This window comes from Skermania piniformis (genome assembly GCF_019285775.1).
Taxonomy (GTDB): domain Bacteria; phylum Actinomycetota; class Actinomycetes; order Mycobacteriales; family Mycobacteriaceae; genus Skermania; species Skermania pinensis.
This window is the reverse complement of the sequence record NZ_CP079105.1, coordinates 1,231,468-1,246,619: the sequence shown is the minus strand read 5'-3', so window position 1 is coordinate 1,246,619 and position 15,152 is coordinate 1,231,468. Positions and strand designations below refer to the sequence as shown.

The window sequence follows — 15,152 nt, the reverse complement described above, 5'->3', positions numbered from 1 at the left end:
TCGGCCCGGCCACTCGGCTACGAACCCGGGCTGGGGCAGCACGGTCACGATAGTGTGTAGTCGGACCGCGGTGTCCTGCGGGTCGTGCCATGTTCTGGTAGGAACCGGTCGGGGACGTTCGAGATTGGCTGGTGATGCACCGTGGAGGCTGACCGCCCATGCCGGATTCGTCCGACCCTGCTCCGATCGAGCAACCATTGGTGGACGCAGCGGGTTACCGACGCTTCATCGAACATTCGACGGATGCGTTCGTGCTGCACGACGACCGCGGACTGATCACCGACGTCAATCGGGCTACCTGCAGGAAAACCGGGTTCACCCGGGCCGAACTGCTCGGTATGCAGATATCCGACGTAGCCGAGATCAGCCGGCCCGAAGCGATGGCGATCATCGCCGGTACCGAACCCGGTCACTCGGTTCTCACCCGGACCCGCTATCGCCGCAAAGACGGCACGCTGTTCCCGGTCGAGATGAACCTGGCCTGCCAGCTGATCGACGACCGAAAGGTGTTCTTCGGGATGGCTCGCGAGATCACCGCGCGGGTGGCCGCGGAGGAGGCGATCCGCAACCGCAACGATCTGCTGAACGCGGTGATGGACGCCGCACCGGACCGGGTGTTCGTCAAGGATGAGGCGGGTCGCTACCTGTTCGTCAACGCCGCCGACGCCGCGTTGATCGGGCGGCCGCCGACCGAGATCATCGGCCGCGACGACCGCGAGATCTTGCCCGGGGACCACGCCGAGTCCACGATGGCCGACGATCGCCGGATCATGGCCAGCGGGCGACCGGCCGAGATCGAAGAACATCCGGTCGTCGCCGGGGAGCCGCGCATCTACCTGGCGAACAAGGCGCCGTACCGGGATGCGGCAGGTGCGGTGATCGGCATCATCGGCATCTCCCGTGACGTCACCGACACCCGCAAGGCCGAGGCCGCGTTGCAGCACAGCGAAGCGCGCTGGCAGTTCGCCATCGACGGTGCGGGGGACGGACTGTGGGATTGGGATCTGGATACCGGCGAAGTCTTCTACTCCCGCCGCTGGGCCGAGATGCTCGGCTACGACACCGTCGAGGTCGGCGGTACCCCCGCCGAATGGACGAACCGGGTGCACCCGGACGATCTGTCGGCGTGCCTCGAACAGATCGGGTTGTGCGTCGCGGGCCGCCGGCCGGACTATGCCTTCGAGCACCGGATGGAAACCAAGGACGGATCCTGGCGCTGGATGTCGGCACGCGGCCAGGTGATCGAGCGCGACGCGGACGGCCGGGCGCGTCGGATCGTCGGCATGCACACCGATGTCACCGAACGTCGGGCCGGTGAGCAGGCTATCCGCGAACTGAACCGACGATTGCGGTGGCGTGCCGACCACGACGAATTGAGCGGTTTGCTGAGCCGCAGCGGGTTCATCGAGCGGGCTGCGCAGGTGCTGACCGAGCGCCGGCTCGACGGGCGACATCTGGCGGTGCTCTGGGTCGACCTGGACGCATTCAAACGCATCAACGACTCGCTCGGCCATCAGGTGGGCGACACCGTCCTGCGGACGGTCGCCGACCGGCTGCGCGCCGAGAGCGGACCGAACGACCTCGTCGCCCGGCTGGGCAGCGACGAGTTCGTCCTGTTGCGACCGTTCGCCGACCAGCCGGATCCGCCCGACGAATGGGCGGAGCGGATTCGGCGCACGCTGGCCGAACCGGTGATATCACACGACATCACGCTCACCGTCACCTGCTCGATCGGCCTGGTCGAGTCGACCGCGGACAGCGACGACATCTCGCAACTGCTGATCGACGGCGACCTCGCCCTCTACCAGGCGAAGCGGTTCGGGCGGAACCGGATCGAGCGATATACCAACCAGCTACGAGCGTCCCAGCGCGAGCGCGCCGATCTGGCCGGCTACCTCCGTACGCTGATTCGGCAGGGCGAGGTGCTGGTCCGCTATCAGCCGATCGTCGCACTCGACTCGGAACGGATGATCGGGGCCGAGGCACTGGCCCGGATGCCGGCGCCGGACGGTGGTGAGCTGTCGCCGGCCGAGTTCTTGCCGCACCTGGAGGCGCTGGGCTTGCTCACCGATCTGGCGATGCTGATGGTGGAACGGGCCTGCGCCGATTTCGCCGACCAGCCGGATCTCGGCTGGGTCTCGGTGAACCTGACGTCGGCCGACCTGGCCGATCCGGAACTGCCGGAGCAGATCGCGGCGGCACTCGACCGCAGTGGACTGGACCCGGCACGGCTGGTGCTGGAGATCAACGAGCAGGTCGTGCCCGAGCCACACATTCTGGGCGCCGTACAGCGGCTCACCGAACTCGGCGCGCGGGTCGCGTTGGACGATTTCGGGACCGGCTGGTCCAGCCTGGCGCAGCTTCGCGACCTCGACCTGGGCTTGGTCAAGATCGACCGGTCGGTGGTGGTCGCGGCAACCACCCGGGACCAGCCGCAGCTGTCGGCGATGCTGACCGCTGCGCTGGCGATGGCCCGGGCGCTGGACCTGGACGTGATTGCCGAGGGCATCGAGCGCACCGCCGAATCGCAGACCGTGGCCGGCGCCGGCACGCAGTTCGGTCAGGGCTATCTGTGGCAGCCGGCACTCGATCTCGACAAGCTCCTGCGCTGGAGTAGGTCACGCAATCGGGCGGCGTGGGTGCCGGCGACGGCAGCTACCCGATCAGCAATGGCAGACCACCGTCCCGGCGGCGAGTCACCGCTCCGTATCGGGCGTCCAGGCGCAACCACGCGTCGGTGACCCGGACCCGAACCCGTTCGGCCGGGTCGACGCCCTCGGCCGCCTGGGGCAGAAATCTCATCGCCACCAGTGCGAACACGACGCGCAACGGGATGTCGGCGGCACCGCCGGGGCCGGTGACCGAGAGCACATGCTGATTCAGCAGGGCGGTGGGCGGACCAGGCCCGCCGGGCAGGCCACGAACCACCCCGGCGCCGCGGTCGGCCAGCTCGATCACCATGCGTGCCGGAATGTCGTCGATCGGTCGGAATCCCCGCTCCGGCGGCAAAGCGCCGCGCCAGGCCGATTCCATCGGGTAACCCAGGTCTACCGCGTCGCCGGGCCCGACTCCCGGGTCGTCCCGCAGGCCCGCAGCCAGGGTGGCAGCGGCCGCGGTCACGTCACCCGGCTGCAGTCGAGCACGCACCGCCCGAGTTGCGAGTACGTCCAAACCGGTCCCGGCCCACGCGGCGACCCGGCCGTCCGGGCGAGCGCGGAGCCGGATAACCGCCGCTGCATCGATTCGCAACGCCGCTGCGACGAAGCCGGCCAGGTCCGCCCGATCATCACGGTGGGCGATCCACAGCCCACGATCGGTCACCACTGCCGGCTGCGGGTCACCACGAGCCCTCCGCCCCCCGACTGCCGCTGACCATGCTGCGCACCTGACGGGCGGCCACCGACAGGGTCGCGAGGTCGACCGAGCCGGTCGCGAAGATCTCGTCGAGCGCGGTCCGAGCGCGGCTGAGCCGAGACCGGTTGGACGATTCCCACTCGGCGATGACGGCGCCGGCCGGCTGCCCGGGCTCCCCCGCGGCCAGTACGTCGATGGTCAACGATCGCAGCGACGCGTACAGGTCGTCGCGCAGCGCGAGCCGAGCCAGCGCATGCCAGCGATCACCGCGCTTCAGCTTCGTGACCGCCACCAGCAGACGGTCGACGCCCAGATGATCGTCCAACAAGTAGTAGAGCGCGCCGACCTCGGCCGCGTCCCGATCGGTGATGTCGGCGATGTCGATGACATCGAGCAGCGGAAACTTGTTGAGCAGCAGGAATACCTGTTCGGCCAAGGCGCGTGGGGCGCCGCGGGACACCACCTCGTCGATCCGCTGCTGCATCCGCTGCAGCTGCCCGCCACACACCCAGCCGGGCACATCCGAGCCGAGCCAGGAGGCACGGCCGGCGTAGCGCTGGATCTCGGCACCGACGGCGAGCGGTTGCGGTCGGTGCGTCAACAGCCACCGCGAAGTCCGGTCCAGCGTGCGTTTGGTCTCCAGCTCCAGCTCGTCCCGGATCGACGTCGGCGCATCGGCGTCGCGAATCTGCGCCCACAACGCGCGCAGATCGAAGATCTCCACGGCCGCGGCGAATGCCCGGACCGCGTCCCCCGTGCTCACCCCGGTCTCCTCGAACAACCGGAACGCGTAGCTGATCCCACCGAGGTCGACCATATCGTTCACCAACACCGTGGTGGTGATCTCGCGGTGCAGTGGATGGTCGGCGATCGCCCCGGCGAAGCGTCCCCGCAGTTCGCTCGGGAAGTACTCCGGCAGTCGCCGGGCGAACACCGGGGCGTCCGGCAGGTCACCGGCCAGCAGGTCGTCCTTGAGCGCCAGCTTCACATGCGCGAGCAGATTGGCCAGCTCCGGCGAGGTGAGCCCACCGCCGGCCGCGCCGCGGCGGGTGATCTCTTCCGGCCCCGGCAACGCCTCCAGCTCCAGGTCCAGTCCGCGGGTCGCGACCAGGTTCGTGATCAGCCGGCCGTGTACCGCGAGCATGCTGAGTGCATTCGAGCGCTCGATCCCGATCAGGTCGTTCTGGGCGATGTTGTCCTGCAGTACCAGCCGGGCGACCTCGTCGGTCATCGAGGCCAACAGCGGGTTGCGCTGCTCGGCGTCGAGTTGGCCGGCCGAGACGAGCCGGTCGAGCAACACCTTGATGTTCACCTCGTGGTCGGAGCAGTCCACCCCGGCCGAGTTGTCCAGCGCGTCGGTGTTCATCCGGCCGCCGGCCAGGCAGAACTCGATCCGGCCCCGGGCGGTCGCCCCGAGATTGCCACCCTCGCCGATAACCTTGACCCGCAACTGATTTCCGTCGACCCGAACGGCGTCGTTGGATTTGTCGCCCACCTCGGCGTTCGATTCGGCGCTCGCCTTGATGTAGGTGCCGATACCTCCGTTCCACAGCAGATCGGCCGGAGCGAGCAGGATCGCCCGGACCAGCTCCGGCGGCGCGAGGGTGGTCACGTCATCGGCCAGGCCGAGCGCCGACCGCATCTGCGGACTGATCGGGATCGATTTCACCGTCCGGTCCCAGACGCCGCCACCCGGACTGATCCGGGTCCGGTCGTAGTCGTCCCAGGACGAGCGCGGCAACGCGAACATCCGCTGCCGCTCGGCGAACGAGGCGGCGGCATCCGGGTCCGGGTCGACGAAGATGTGCCGGTGGTCGAACGCCGCAACCAATTTGATGTGCCGGGACAGCAGCATCCCGTTGCCGAAGACGTCGCCGCTCATGTCGCCGACCCCGACGACGGTGAAATCCTCGGTCTGGGTGTCGATGTCCATTTCCCGGAAGTGCCGCTTCACCGCCTCCCAGGCACCTTTGGCGGTGATCCCCATCGCTTTGTGGTCGTAGCCGGCCGAACCGCCGGACGCGAACGCATCACCCAACCAGAATCGGTACCGGCCGGCCACTTCGTTGGCGATGTCGGAGAACGTCGCGGTGCCCTTGTCGGCGGCCACCACCAGATAGGTGTCGTCGCCGTCTCGGCGGACCACCCGGGCGGGGGGAACGACGGCATTGGTGGCGAGATCGACGTTATCGGTCACATCCAACAGGCCGGAGATGAACCGGCGGTAGCTGGCGACGCCTTCGGCCTGCTGCGCCGCTCGGTCGGCGGCGGCGTCGCCGGTCGGTCGCGGCGGCTGCTTGACGACGAAGCCCCCCTTCGCACCGACCGGCACGATCACCGCGTTCTTCACCGCTTGGGCTTTCACCAGGCCGAGCACCTCGGTGCGGAAGTCCTCCTGCCGGTCCGACCAGCGCAGCCCGCCCCGCGCGACCGAACCGAACCGCAGGTGCACCCCCTCGACCTGCGGCCCGTAGACGAACACCTCGAATCGGGGACGCGGCTTCGGCAGTTCGGCGATCTCGCCCGGCTCCAACTTGAGCGAGAGCACCTCCGGCGGCTCGCCGCCGGGTGTCGTGACGTAGTAGTTGGTGCGCAGCGTCGCCCGGATCAGGCTGAGGATCGCGCGCAGGATCCGGTCGGTGTCCAGGCTGACCACCCGGTCGATCACCGCGCGCAGCTGCGCGTCCAACTCGTCGGCATGCGCGGGATCGAACGCCGCAGGATCGAACGCCGCGGGATCGAACATCGCCTCGAAGAGCTGTACGAACAGGCGCGCCGCCGCCGGATGGGATAACAGCACCCGAGCGATGTTCTCCGGGCTGTACGGGAACCCGGCTTGGCGCAGGTAGCGGGCGTAGGCGCGCAGGACGCTCACCTGGCGCCAGTCCAACGCTGCCAGCAGTACCAGCTCGTTGAACGTGTCCGCCTCGGCCCGGCCGTACCAGATCGCCTCGAACGCCTCGGTGAACCGGCGCGGCACATCGGCCGGCACGGCCCGACCGTCGTCCTCGAGCTGACGATCCAGATCCGGTCCGACGGCGTCGCGCAGGAGCTCTTGCCCGGCGCGCAGCCCGAAGTCGTAGATCCAGTGCTCGGCACCGGCGAGCCGGATCTCGTAGGGCCGTTCGTCGAGCACCTCGACGCCGAGGCATTGCAGCATCGGCAACACCCGACTCAGCGACACCCCGGCGCCGGACAGATATACCCCCAGTCGCCACATGCCGCGCGCCGCGTCGGACTTCCGATACAGCCGCAGGTCGATCCGTCCGGGCTGCAGCCGAGCCAGTCGCGCGATGTCGCCCAGCGCCCGCGTCGGCGGCACGTCCTGCTGGTATCCGGCAGGCACGACGACCGAGCCGGGCTCGAGGTCGCCGATCTGACGGTTCGGCAGCCGCATCTCTTCGGCCAGCCGGTCGTCCCAGCTGCGGCTCGTCTCCGCGAGCAGCTCCTGCACCCGCAGCCGGTTCTCCTCGGACAGGTCCGCCGGGGTCGCATCGGCACGGTCGACGGCGAAGGCCACCGTCGCCAGGTCCGCCTCGCTGACCCGTACCGAATAGTCGATCCGGTCTCCGCCGAACTCGCGCAGCAGGATGTCCTGCATCCGCCGCCGTACCGCGGTGGCCCACCGGTCCCGTGGCAGGTAGACAAGACACGACACCCGGCGGGGAGTCGCCGCGCGCAGGAACAGCAACACTTCGCGGCGGCGACCGGCATCCAGGACCGCGGTGGTGATGCCGAAAAGGGTGTCCACCGACGCGGCGAACAGCTCGGCGCGCGGGAAAGACTGCATCACCGCCAGCATCGCCTGTCCCGTGAACGAGTCCAGCTCGTGCCCGGCTCGATCGATCACCGCGCGCACGCGACGGCCGACCACCGGAACGCCGAGCACGTTGTCGTGCAATGCGGATACGGTGAAAACGCCGAGAAATACATGTGCTCCGATCAGCCGACCGGTGGCGTCGAAACGGGCAACTTGCACGAAGTACGGGTCGACCGAGCGGCGGAGCCGCGCCGGGTCCACTCCCTCGGCGAGTTCGAGCACGCGCGCCCCGGTGAACCCCGGCGGGGCGAATCCGGCGTTGCGCAAGATTCCCAGCCGGCTGCTCTCGTCCAGCCGCGACGATTCGCCCAACCCGTCCACTCGGCAGTATCCGAGCACGGTGCAGTGGCCGTCGGCGAACCAGCGCAGCAGGAGCGCGCCCTCCTCGATCGCCGCTGCCGAGAGGGCCGGTCCGGGGAGATCGGCCGAACTGTCGGCGCTGCGCTCCAGCTCTGCCGCCGCGTTGCGCTCCAGCTCCGCGGCCGCGCTGCGCTCCAGGTCCCGCATGGCGGTCGCGTCCGCCACGACCCGACCGACATCCGCCAGCACCCCGGGCAGAACCGTGCCGATCCGGTCCAGCAGCTCGGCCGAGGTGGACCGGCGCAGTTGCAGATGCATCCAGGATTCGGCGGCCGCCCCGGCACCGTCCACATCGTGCGGGGCGACGTGCTGCAGCCGACGCGCGGCGTCGCGCCGGACGTCGACTACCGGGTGCACCACCTCGTCGACCGCCACCCCCAGTCGGACGAGCGTCGCGGTGACCGACTCCACCAGCATCGGCATGTCGTCGGTGACGATCTGGACGCTGGCACCGAGCCCGGTGCCGTCCTCGGGCCGATGCACTCGGCAGAGCGCGACGCCGGCCGGTCGCACCAGCGCGAGCTCGAGGTGCGCGCGCAACACGGCGCCCGCCGCCACCCCGATCTCGTCCCGGTCGTCCACCTCTCGGAAGTACACGTCGGCGACCGTGCCGATATCGGCACGCAGCTCGGCCGGGATCGTGTCCCAGTCCGTTTCCGACAATTCCGTCGACACAGTCATGTGCGTCACTCCATCGTCGTACCCAGCCTCGTTTGTGCCCGAAACACTATCGCCCCGAACACATCCACAACCCCTCCCGCTCGGCGCGTCCCGACGCGTCCCGGTAGCCTCAGTTGCGGGTGAGCTTGCGGTGGGTCACCCGATGCGGCCGAGCCGCGTCCGGACCGAGCCGCTCGACCTTGTTCGTTTCGTATCCTTCGAAGTTACCCTCGAACCAGAACCATTGCCCCTCGGCGACATTGCCCTCCCAGGCCAGGATATGCGTGCAGCTGCGATCGAGGAACCAACGATCGTGCGAGATCACCACGGCGCAGCCGGGGAACCGCTGCAGCGCATTCTCCAGGGAGCCCAGGGTCTCGACGTCGAGGTCGTTGGTGGGTTCGTCCAGCAGGATCAGGTTGCCGCCCTTCTTCAGGGTCAGCGCCAGATTCAGCCGGTTTCGTTCACCGCCGGACAAGACCCCGGCCGGCTTCTGTTGATCCGGACCCTTGAAGCCGAAAGCGCTTACATAGGCGCGGGAGGGCATCTCGTTCTGCCCGACTTCGATATGATCCAGACCGTCCGAAACCACTTCCCATACAGTCTTTTTCGGATCGATATTTTCCCGGCCCTGATCTACATAGCTGAGCCGGACCGTCTCGCCGACCTTCACCGCACCCGAGTCCGGCTCCTCCAGGCCGACGATCGTCTTGAACAGCGTCGTCTTGCCCACCCCGTTCGGGCCGATCACACCGACAATGCCGTTGCGCGGCAGGGTGAACGACAGATCCTTGATCAGCACCCGACCGTCGAAGCCCTTGTCCAGATGGGTGACCTCGACGACCACGTTGCCCAGCCGCGGCGGGGTCGGGATCTGGATCTCCTCGAAGTCCAGCTTGCGATGTTTTTCGGCTTCTGCGGCCATCTCCTCGTACCGAGCGAGCCGGGCCTTGCTCTTGGTTTGCCGAGCCTTGGCGCCGGAGCGCACCCACTCCAGCTCCTCCCGGAGCCGGCGTTGCAGTTTCTGATCCTTCTTCCCCTGCACCTCCAACCGCTCGGCTTTGCGCTCCAGATAGGTGGAGTAGTTGCCCTGGTACGGGTGCAGCTTCCCGCGATCCACCTCGCAGATCCATTGCGCGACATGGTCAAGGAAGTACCGGTCGTGGGTGACGGCCAGCACTGCGCCCGGGTAGGACGCCAGGTACTGCTCGAGCCAGAGCACCGATTCGGCGTCGAGGTGATTGGTCGGCTCGTCCAACAGCAGGAGGTCCGGCTTGGACAACAACAGCTTGCACAGCGCGACCCGGCGACGTTCACCGCCGGACAGATGGGTGACCGGCTCGTCCGGCGGCGGGCAACGCAGCGCGTCCATCGCCTGCTCGAGCTGAGAGTCCAGGTCCCAGGCGTCGGCGTGGTCCAGCTCTTCCTGGAGCTTGCCCATCTCCGCCATCAGCTCGTCGGTGTAATTCGTCGCCATCTCCTCGGCGATCGCGTTGAACCGGTCGAGCTTGACCTTGATCTCGCCGAGACCTTCCTCGACGTTCCCGCGAACGGTCTTGGCTTCGTTCAGCGGCGGCTCCTGCAACAGGATGCCGACAGTCGCGCCCGGATCGAGAAAAGCCTCGCCGTTGCTGGGCTGGCTCAGCCCAGCCATGATCTTGAGCAGGCTGGACTTGCCGGCGCCGTTGGGACCGACCACACCGATCTTCGCCCCGGGGTAGAAGCTCATCGTGACGTCGTCGAGGATGACCTTGTCACCGTGCGCCAACCGCACCTTTTTCATCGTGTAAATGAACTCCGCCATGCCGCCAGCCTATCCGCCGGGCCGGTCGGTTCGGTCATCGCCGCGTTGCCGGCGCCATCATCGCTATGGTCGTCGTAGGCATAGCCGGATCCGGTCGAACGAGGAGCCCTCGCGTGCGCATCACCGCCACCGCACTGTCGCTGAATGTCGCCGACGTCGCGGCATCGGCCACGTTTGCGATCGAACACTTCGGCTTCACCGAAGCGATGGCCGCCGACGGCTTCGTCTCGCTCGGCCACCCGGACGCCGGGGTCAACCTGGTGTTTCTGCGCATCGGGCTGGAGACGTTCAAGCCCGACTTCATCGCCGGTCCGGCCGGCCACGGCATGCTACTCGCATTTGTGGTCGACGATCTCGACGCCGAGTTCAGCCGGATCGCCGCGGCCGGCGCGACGGTGGTCACCGAACCGGAAACCGAGCCGTGGGGCGAACGGTATTGCCAGTTCGTCGACCCGAACGGGATCGTGTGGCAACTCGTGCAGTGGGTGTAGCCGAGCGCGCCGCGCGGGGAGCGAAACCCGACCAGCGCTACCGGCGGACGTCGCCGTCGCGGCGGGCCAGTTCGGCAAACATCGCGTTGTAGGCGGCCAGGTCGGCGTCGTCATCCCGGTCTGCGGCCCGATCGATCCGCCGGGCCGTCCGCTCATCGGCCCGCGACCACTGGATCAACAGCGCCGACATGACGATCACCAGCGGCAGCTCGCCGGTCGCCCAGGCGATCCCGCCGCCGAGGCGTTGGTCGGCGAGCAGGTCGGTATGCCAACTCAGCCCGAGCCCACGATAGAACCAGCCGCCCAGCACCGTCGTGCTGCTCATCAGCGCGATGCCGAAGAAGGCGTGGAACGGCAACGAGCCGAACACCACCGCCAGCTTGGTGACCGGCTGAACCGGCCGCGGCGCCGGATCGACCCCGATCACCACCCAGTAGAAAAGGTAGCCGCTGAGCACAAAGTGCAGCGTCATCAGCAGATGGGCGGCATGCGAATCCACCGTCGCATCGAAGATGCCGCCGAGATACAGCGCGTAGAAGCCGGCGACGAATATCGTCGCGGCGACCACCGGCCGAGTCAGGAATCGCGAAACCGGACTGTGCAGTGCGACGAGCAACCACTCTCGCAGTCCCGGCGGAGCGTCCCGGCCGGCCGGTTCCAGAGCCCGCAAGGCCAGGGTGATCGGCCCACCGAGCGCGAGCAGGATCGGCGCCAGCATCGACAACGCCATATGCGATGCCATATGCATGCTGAACATCGCCGGCGCGTAGCGGCCCATCCCCGACGACGTGGCGAACAGCAGGACCGCGCAACCGAGCAGCCAGGCCAGGGTGCGCCCGACCGGCCAGTCGTCTCCCCGCACCCGGAGCCGTCGCACCCCGCGTAGGTACAGCATCGCCATGATGATCGCCGCGGTGCCGTAGATCAGATCGAACCGCCAGTCGAACAACACCCGACCCAACGTTGGCGGCCCGGCCAGGTCGTAGCCGAGCTCGACCTCGGTGACGCTGGGCACCCGTGTGGGCTGGGGCGGTGGGGTGCGACCGAGACCGACCGCCAGACCGATCGTCGCCGCAAACACCGCGACCTCCACGCCGGCGAATCGGATCAGCGCCCAGCGCGACGTCGGGTCGGCAGCCAACGCCGGCAGTGCGCGGCGGCGCTGCTGCCAGCCGAGCACGCCGAGCACGACCAGCGCGGCAACCTTGGCCAGCACCAGCCGACCGTAGGTGGTCTGGAACAGATCGCCCAGCGGAAGCCGGACCAGCGCGTTGAGCACGCCACTGACGGCCATGACGACGAATGCGACTCCGGCGACCACGGAGAATCGGCGCGCCGCCAACGCCAGGTGGGCGCCGTCGCGGCGGGCGTGCGCGGACAGCGCGAACAGCCCACCGGCCCACAACACGGCAGCGATCAGGTGCCAGATCAGGCTGTTGGTGGCCACGTCGTGGGCGCCGCCGGCCGACGAATGTCCGGTCACCGCCAGCGGCATCAGCCCGGCCAACGCCAATGCCAACAACAGCGGCGTCCACACCCAGCGCAGCGTTGCCCGACAGCCGAGAACCAGGACGACAGCCACGATTGCGGTGTCGCGCCACACCCGGGCAGATTCGACCTGACCGATCGAGCTCCACAGGTTTGCCGGCTGCAACGCCTCGGCCAGCGGCCGACCGGACACGTCGGACAGGGTCAGCGGGATGAGCATGAGCGCGCACGCCGCCCATCCGGCCGCGGCGAAACCGGCGGTTCGGACCGCGCGATAACCACCGACATCCAAAACGCCGTTGGGCTGCGGCGGTACCAGAAATGCCGCCAGCAGCAGCGAACCAGCAGCGACCGCCGCCGCGCCCTCGGCCGACGCGCGCACCGCCGGCAGTCCGTAAGTGACCAGCAGACCGGGGTCGGGAATACCCAACCGAGCCAACGCGGCCGCCGCGGACAGCCCGACGACCAGCATCGCCACCACGGCGGCCAGCAGCGCTGCCGCAGCTAGCAGCGACGCCGAGCCGGCCTGCTTCTCGCTCGTGGGCCCGGCCATGAAACCAGCCTAACCAGCACCCGTCCCGAGCTTTCGGCAGGAGCCCGCTTCGATCCGCGCCCGCACAAGAAATACCTGCTATAACTGGCAAGTAGTACTGATTACAGTCTTCTACATGCTTTTGCCGTAGACTCCTGGCTCGCATGGCACTTTCGTCACACCTGACACATTCGAGACCCGAACTCCGAGCTGCCCCGGATACCTCGCGCACCTGGACCGCCGCGCAGTGGATCGCCGGGAGACAAGGACGCCACGCGTGAGCTCCACACCACGAGGTACCGCCGGACTCCACGACACCAACCCGGTCCGATTCGGTCGTCCCGGGTCGGGCCCGGCCACCGCCCGGCCTGCCGCGCCCCGCCCCCGGCTTTCGATCGCGTCGAGCGAGCCGCCGATCAAGGCTCAACACCTGCCCGCGCCGTACCCGGACCGATCCGGCATGCTCGGTGCCCGCTTGTCGATCGGCGACGCGACCGCCTATCTGATGTCGACCCCGGATCGGGTCACCGATTGGGTGATGTATTGGGTGTTCGACAACGGCCCGGCCGGGGCACCGAGCGCGATCGAGCTCACCGAACACCTCACCAGCCGTGTCGGCCACCTCGACGTGCTGAACCGCCATGTTGCCGACGTCCCAGGGCACCTGGGCAATCCGTACTGGGTCGCCGGCACCACCTCGCTGAGCGCGCGACTGCAGATCGACGAGACCCCGACCACCTGGTCGGCTGCCCTCGCGGCGATGGCCACCGCCTTCGATCGACCACTCGACCTGCAGGAAACCACCTGGCGGCTCACCGGGTACACCCACGTCAGCGGCGCGCCGGGCGCCACCGGGCCGTCCACCCTGCTGTTCGCCCAGGTCAGCCACGCCGTCCTGGTCGGCGCCCAGATCGAAGGTATGTCGCAGGCGCTGTTCGGTGCCGATCCGGCACCACTGCATATCGCCGGACTCGGCAAACCGCTCGCCCGGCCTCGGCCCGTGCGGGCGACGCTACTCGGTGCGGCCCGACTCCCCTACGAAATAGTCCGCTGGCAGGCCCGGCATGCGCGACATGCTGTGGCGCAAACTCGGCGGCGCCGGCCGCCGCTCGTCACCGACCGCACCCCGACCCTGTTCAACATCGCGCCCGACCCGGACCGCCCGGTCGAACGGCCGCAGATTCGGGTAGTCCGCCCCGACCTGACCGGGGCGCGTGGCCGCGGGGTGACGGTGACCGCTCTCGGGCTCACCGCGGTGTCGATCGCCGTGCAGCGCTACCTCCGCGCACTGGACCAGAACTGCCCGGACGATCTCGCCGGTCTCGTCCTCGTCGCGGTCGGCGATCCGCGCGGGGTGCTCGGGGTTAACCGGGTCAACGCGGCTCAGGCCGACCTCTACCCCGGCGTTGTCGACCCCGCCGCTCGCGCCCGCGCGATTCACGCCGCGCTGCAATACACCCGGAGAAGCCAGCAGGACGTGGCGGCCGAACGAATCGAAACCGGTGCAGCGACCCCGTTCGCCGTCTATCCGAAGCTGCTGCGGCGGGTGGAGAACCTGCCCACCCCATCCCGCTGGGCCACCGCGGTGACCAGCGTGCGCCGAGTCGGCGAGCACGCCGACTGGTCGGTAACGCGTCGGCCGTATGTGTTCGGCGGGCATGCGATCAACGTCGGCACCGACATCGGCCTGGTGCACAGTTTCGTCGGCGGCAAGGACGACCTCACCGTGTCGGCGATCGCCGCCCCCAGTGTGGTAACCCAGATCGATACCTACGCCGACCTGCTCGGCGAGGCCTTCACCGAGGTGGTTACGGCGCTGCGGACCGCACGGGTCGCACGGCGGCCGTAGCGGTCACGCTTGACCCGAGGGATGAGCTCCCGACTGAGCGATGTCGATACCGGTCGCGGTCGGCTGCTCCGCACCCCCGTCGTCCGCCGACTGCAGCAACTGGGTTGCACACAATTCCGCCGACCGATTCCGCGGTGCTACTACCACACACCCACGGCGAGCGCCGGTCTCGTCGTCTGCGGGGAGCGTCGGATACAGCGCGACCAGGTCGAAAGCGGCAAGCGCCGGGGCGATGTATTCCGGGATAAGCGCCTTGCCGGGACCGTAGTCGTCGTAGCCGTACCCGGCGTCGCCAGGGACCTGGAAGTCGTCGACCAGCACGACCGCGTCGGGATGACGACCGAAGATGATTTCGATCTCCTCCGCGAGCGGAAGATCGGACGCCCAATGGGCGTCGAGGTAGGCGAGGACGCGACGCTGCTGGTACTTGGGAGAGTCGAACAACGCCCGGAGCACGCTACGACTGTCCCCGAACCGCGACTCGACGTTGCGGCAACGCAACAGGCTGGCCTGCGCGAAGCCGAAGTACTCCGCCGACCCTTCTACCGTGACGACGTCCACACCGGAACGCGCGAGGAACCGCGTTGTCGTGGCGAGAAACGTGCCCGTCTCCACCAGCAGGTCGGGCTTGACCACGTCGAGCAGGGTGGCAAATATCGCCCGACGGCCTTCCTGGCCGTTGAAGGGGCCGCCCCACGCACTGCGGACGCGCCGGTTGACGTAGTAGGAGCTGTAGCCGCGGGCGTAACTGGTGAGAAATGTTAAGCTTGGCATGTCTTAATCAACTTCTTTCT

General features: G+C 68.4%; 8 protein-coding genes. 3 read left to right on the top strand and 5 right to left on the bottom strand.

Annotation, left to right across the window (positions count from 1 at the left end):
• The first annotated feature begins 200 nt into the window (after positions 1-200).
• Positions 201-2,741, top strand: a complete 2,541-nt coding sequence (locus KV203_RS05775) for a sensor domain-containing protein (protein ID WP_169797489.1) — start codon at positions 201-203, stop codon at positions 2,739-2,741.
• Here KV203_RS05775 and KV203_RS05770 read toward each other — a convergent pair.
• The 3 genes from KV203_RS05770 to ettA all read right to left on the bottom strand — a co-directional run bounded on the left by KV203_RS05770 (position 2,656) and on the right by ettA (position 9,998).
• The gene (locus tag KV203_RS05770) at positions 2,656-3,321 is read right to left on the bottom strand and encodes a DUF8010 domain-containing protein (RefSeq protein ID WP_083529963.1); all 666 of its coding nucleotides are present in this window, start codon (positions 3,319-3,321) and stop codon (positions 2,656-2,658) included. The two genes, KV203_RS05775 and KV203_RS05770, sit on opposite strands and share 86 nt — an antisense overlap.
• A gap of 16 nt (positions 3,322-3,337) precedes the next feature.
• Positions 3,338-8,215 carry an NAD-glutamate dehydrogenase gene (locus tag KV203_RS05765; RefSeq protein ID WP_066469165.1) on the bottom strand — a complete coding sequence of 1,626 codons (4,878 nt, stop codon included), beginning with the start codon at positions 8,213-8,215 and terminating at the stop codon, positions 3,338-3,340.
• Positions 8,216-8,324: 109 nt separating this feature from the next.
• Positions 8,325-9,998 carry an energy-dependent translational throttle protein EttA gene (gene ettA, locus KV203_RS05760; RefSeq protein WP_066469166.1) on the bottom strand — a complete coding sequence of 558 codons (1,674 nt, stop codon included), beginning with the start codon at positions 9,996-9,998 and terminating at the stop codon, positions 8,325-8,327.
• A gap of 113 nt (positions 9,999-10,111) precedes the next feature.
• Between ettA and KV203_RS05755 the strand changes: the two genes are divergently transcribed.
• A complete protein-coding gene (locus tag KV203_RS05755; RefSeq protein ID WP_066469167.1) occupies positions 10,112-10,489 on the top strand; it encodes a VOC family protein in 378 nt (125 codons plus the stop codon).
• A 37-nt stretch (positions 10,490-10,526) separates the two neighbouring features.
• Here KV203_RS05755 and KV203_RS05750 read toward each other — a convergent pair whose 3' ends face one another.
• On the bottom strand, positions 10,527-12,530 hold the full coding sequence (locus KV203_RS05750; protein ID WP_066469172.1) for a bifunctional copper resistance protein CopD/cytochrome c oxidase assembly protein: 2,004 nt from the start codon (positions 12,528-12,530) through the stop codon (positions 10,527-10,529).
• 256 nt (positions 12,531-12,786) lie between these two features.
• On the opposite strand from KV203_RS05750, the gene KV203_RS05745 reads away from it, so the two are divergent.
• Complete coding sequence (locus tag KV203_RS05745; RefSeq protein WP_157079759.1) at positions 12,787-14,358, top strand: WS/DGAT domain-containing protein; 1,572 nt, start codon at positions 12,787-12,789, stop codon at positions 14,356-14,358.
• A 3-nt stretch (positions 14,359-14,361) separates the two neighbouring features.
• Here the strand turns inward: KV203_RS05745 and KV203_RS05740 are convergent, their stop codons facing one another.
• Positions 14,362-15,132 carry a hypothetical protein gene (locus KV203_RS05740; RefSeq protein ID WP_157079760.1) on the bottom strand — a complete coding sequence of 257 codons (771 nt, stop codon included), beginning with the start codon at positions 15,130-15,132 and terminating at the stop codon, positions 14,362-14,364.
• Positions 15,133-15,152: the final 20 nt, after the last annotated feature.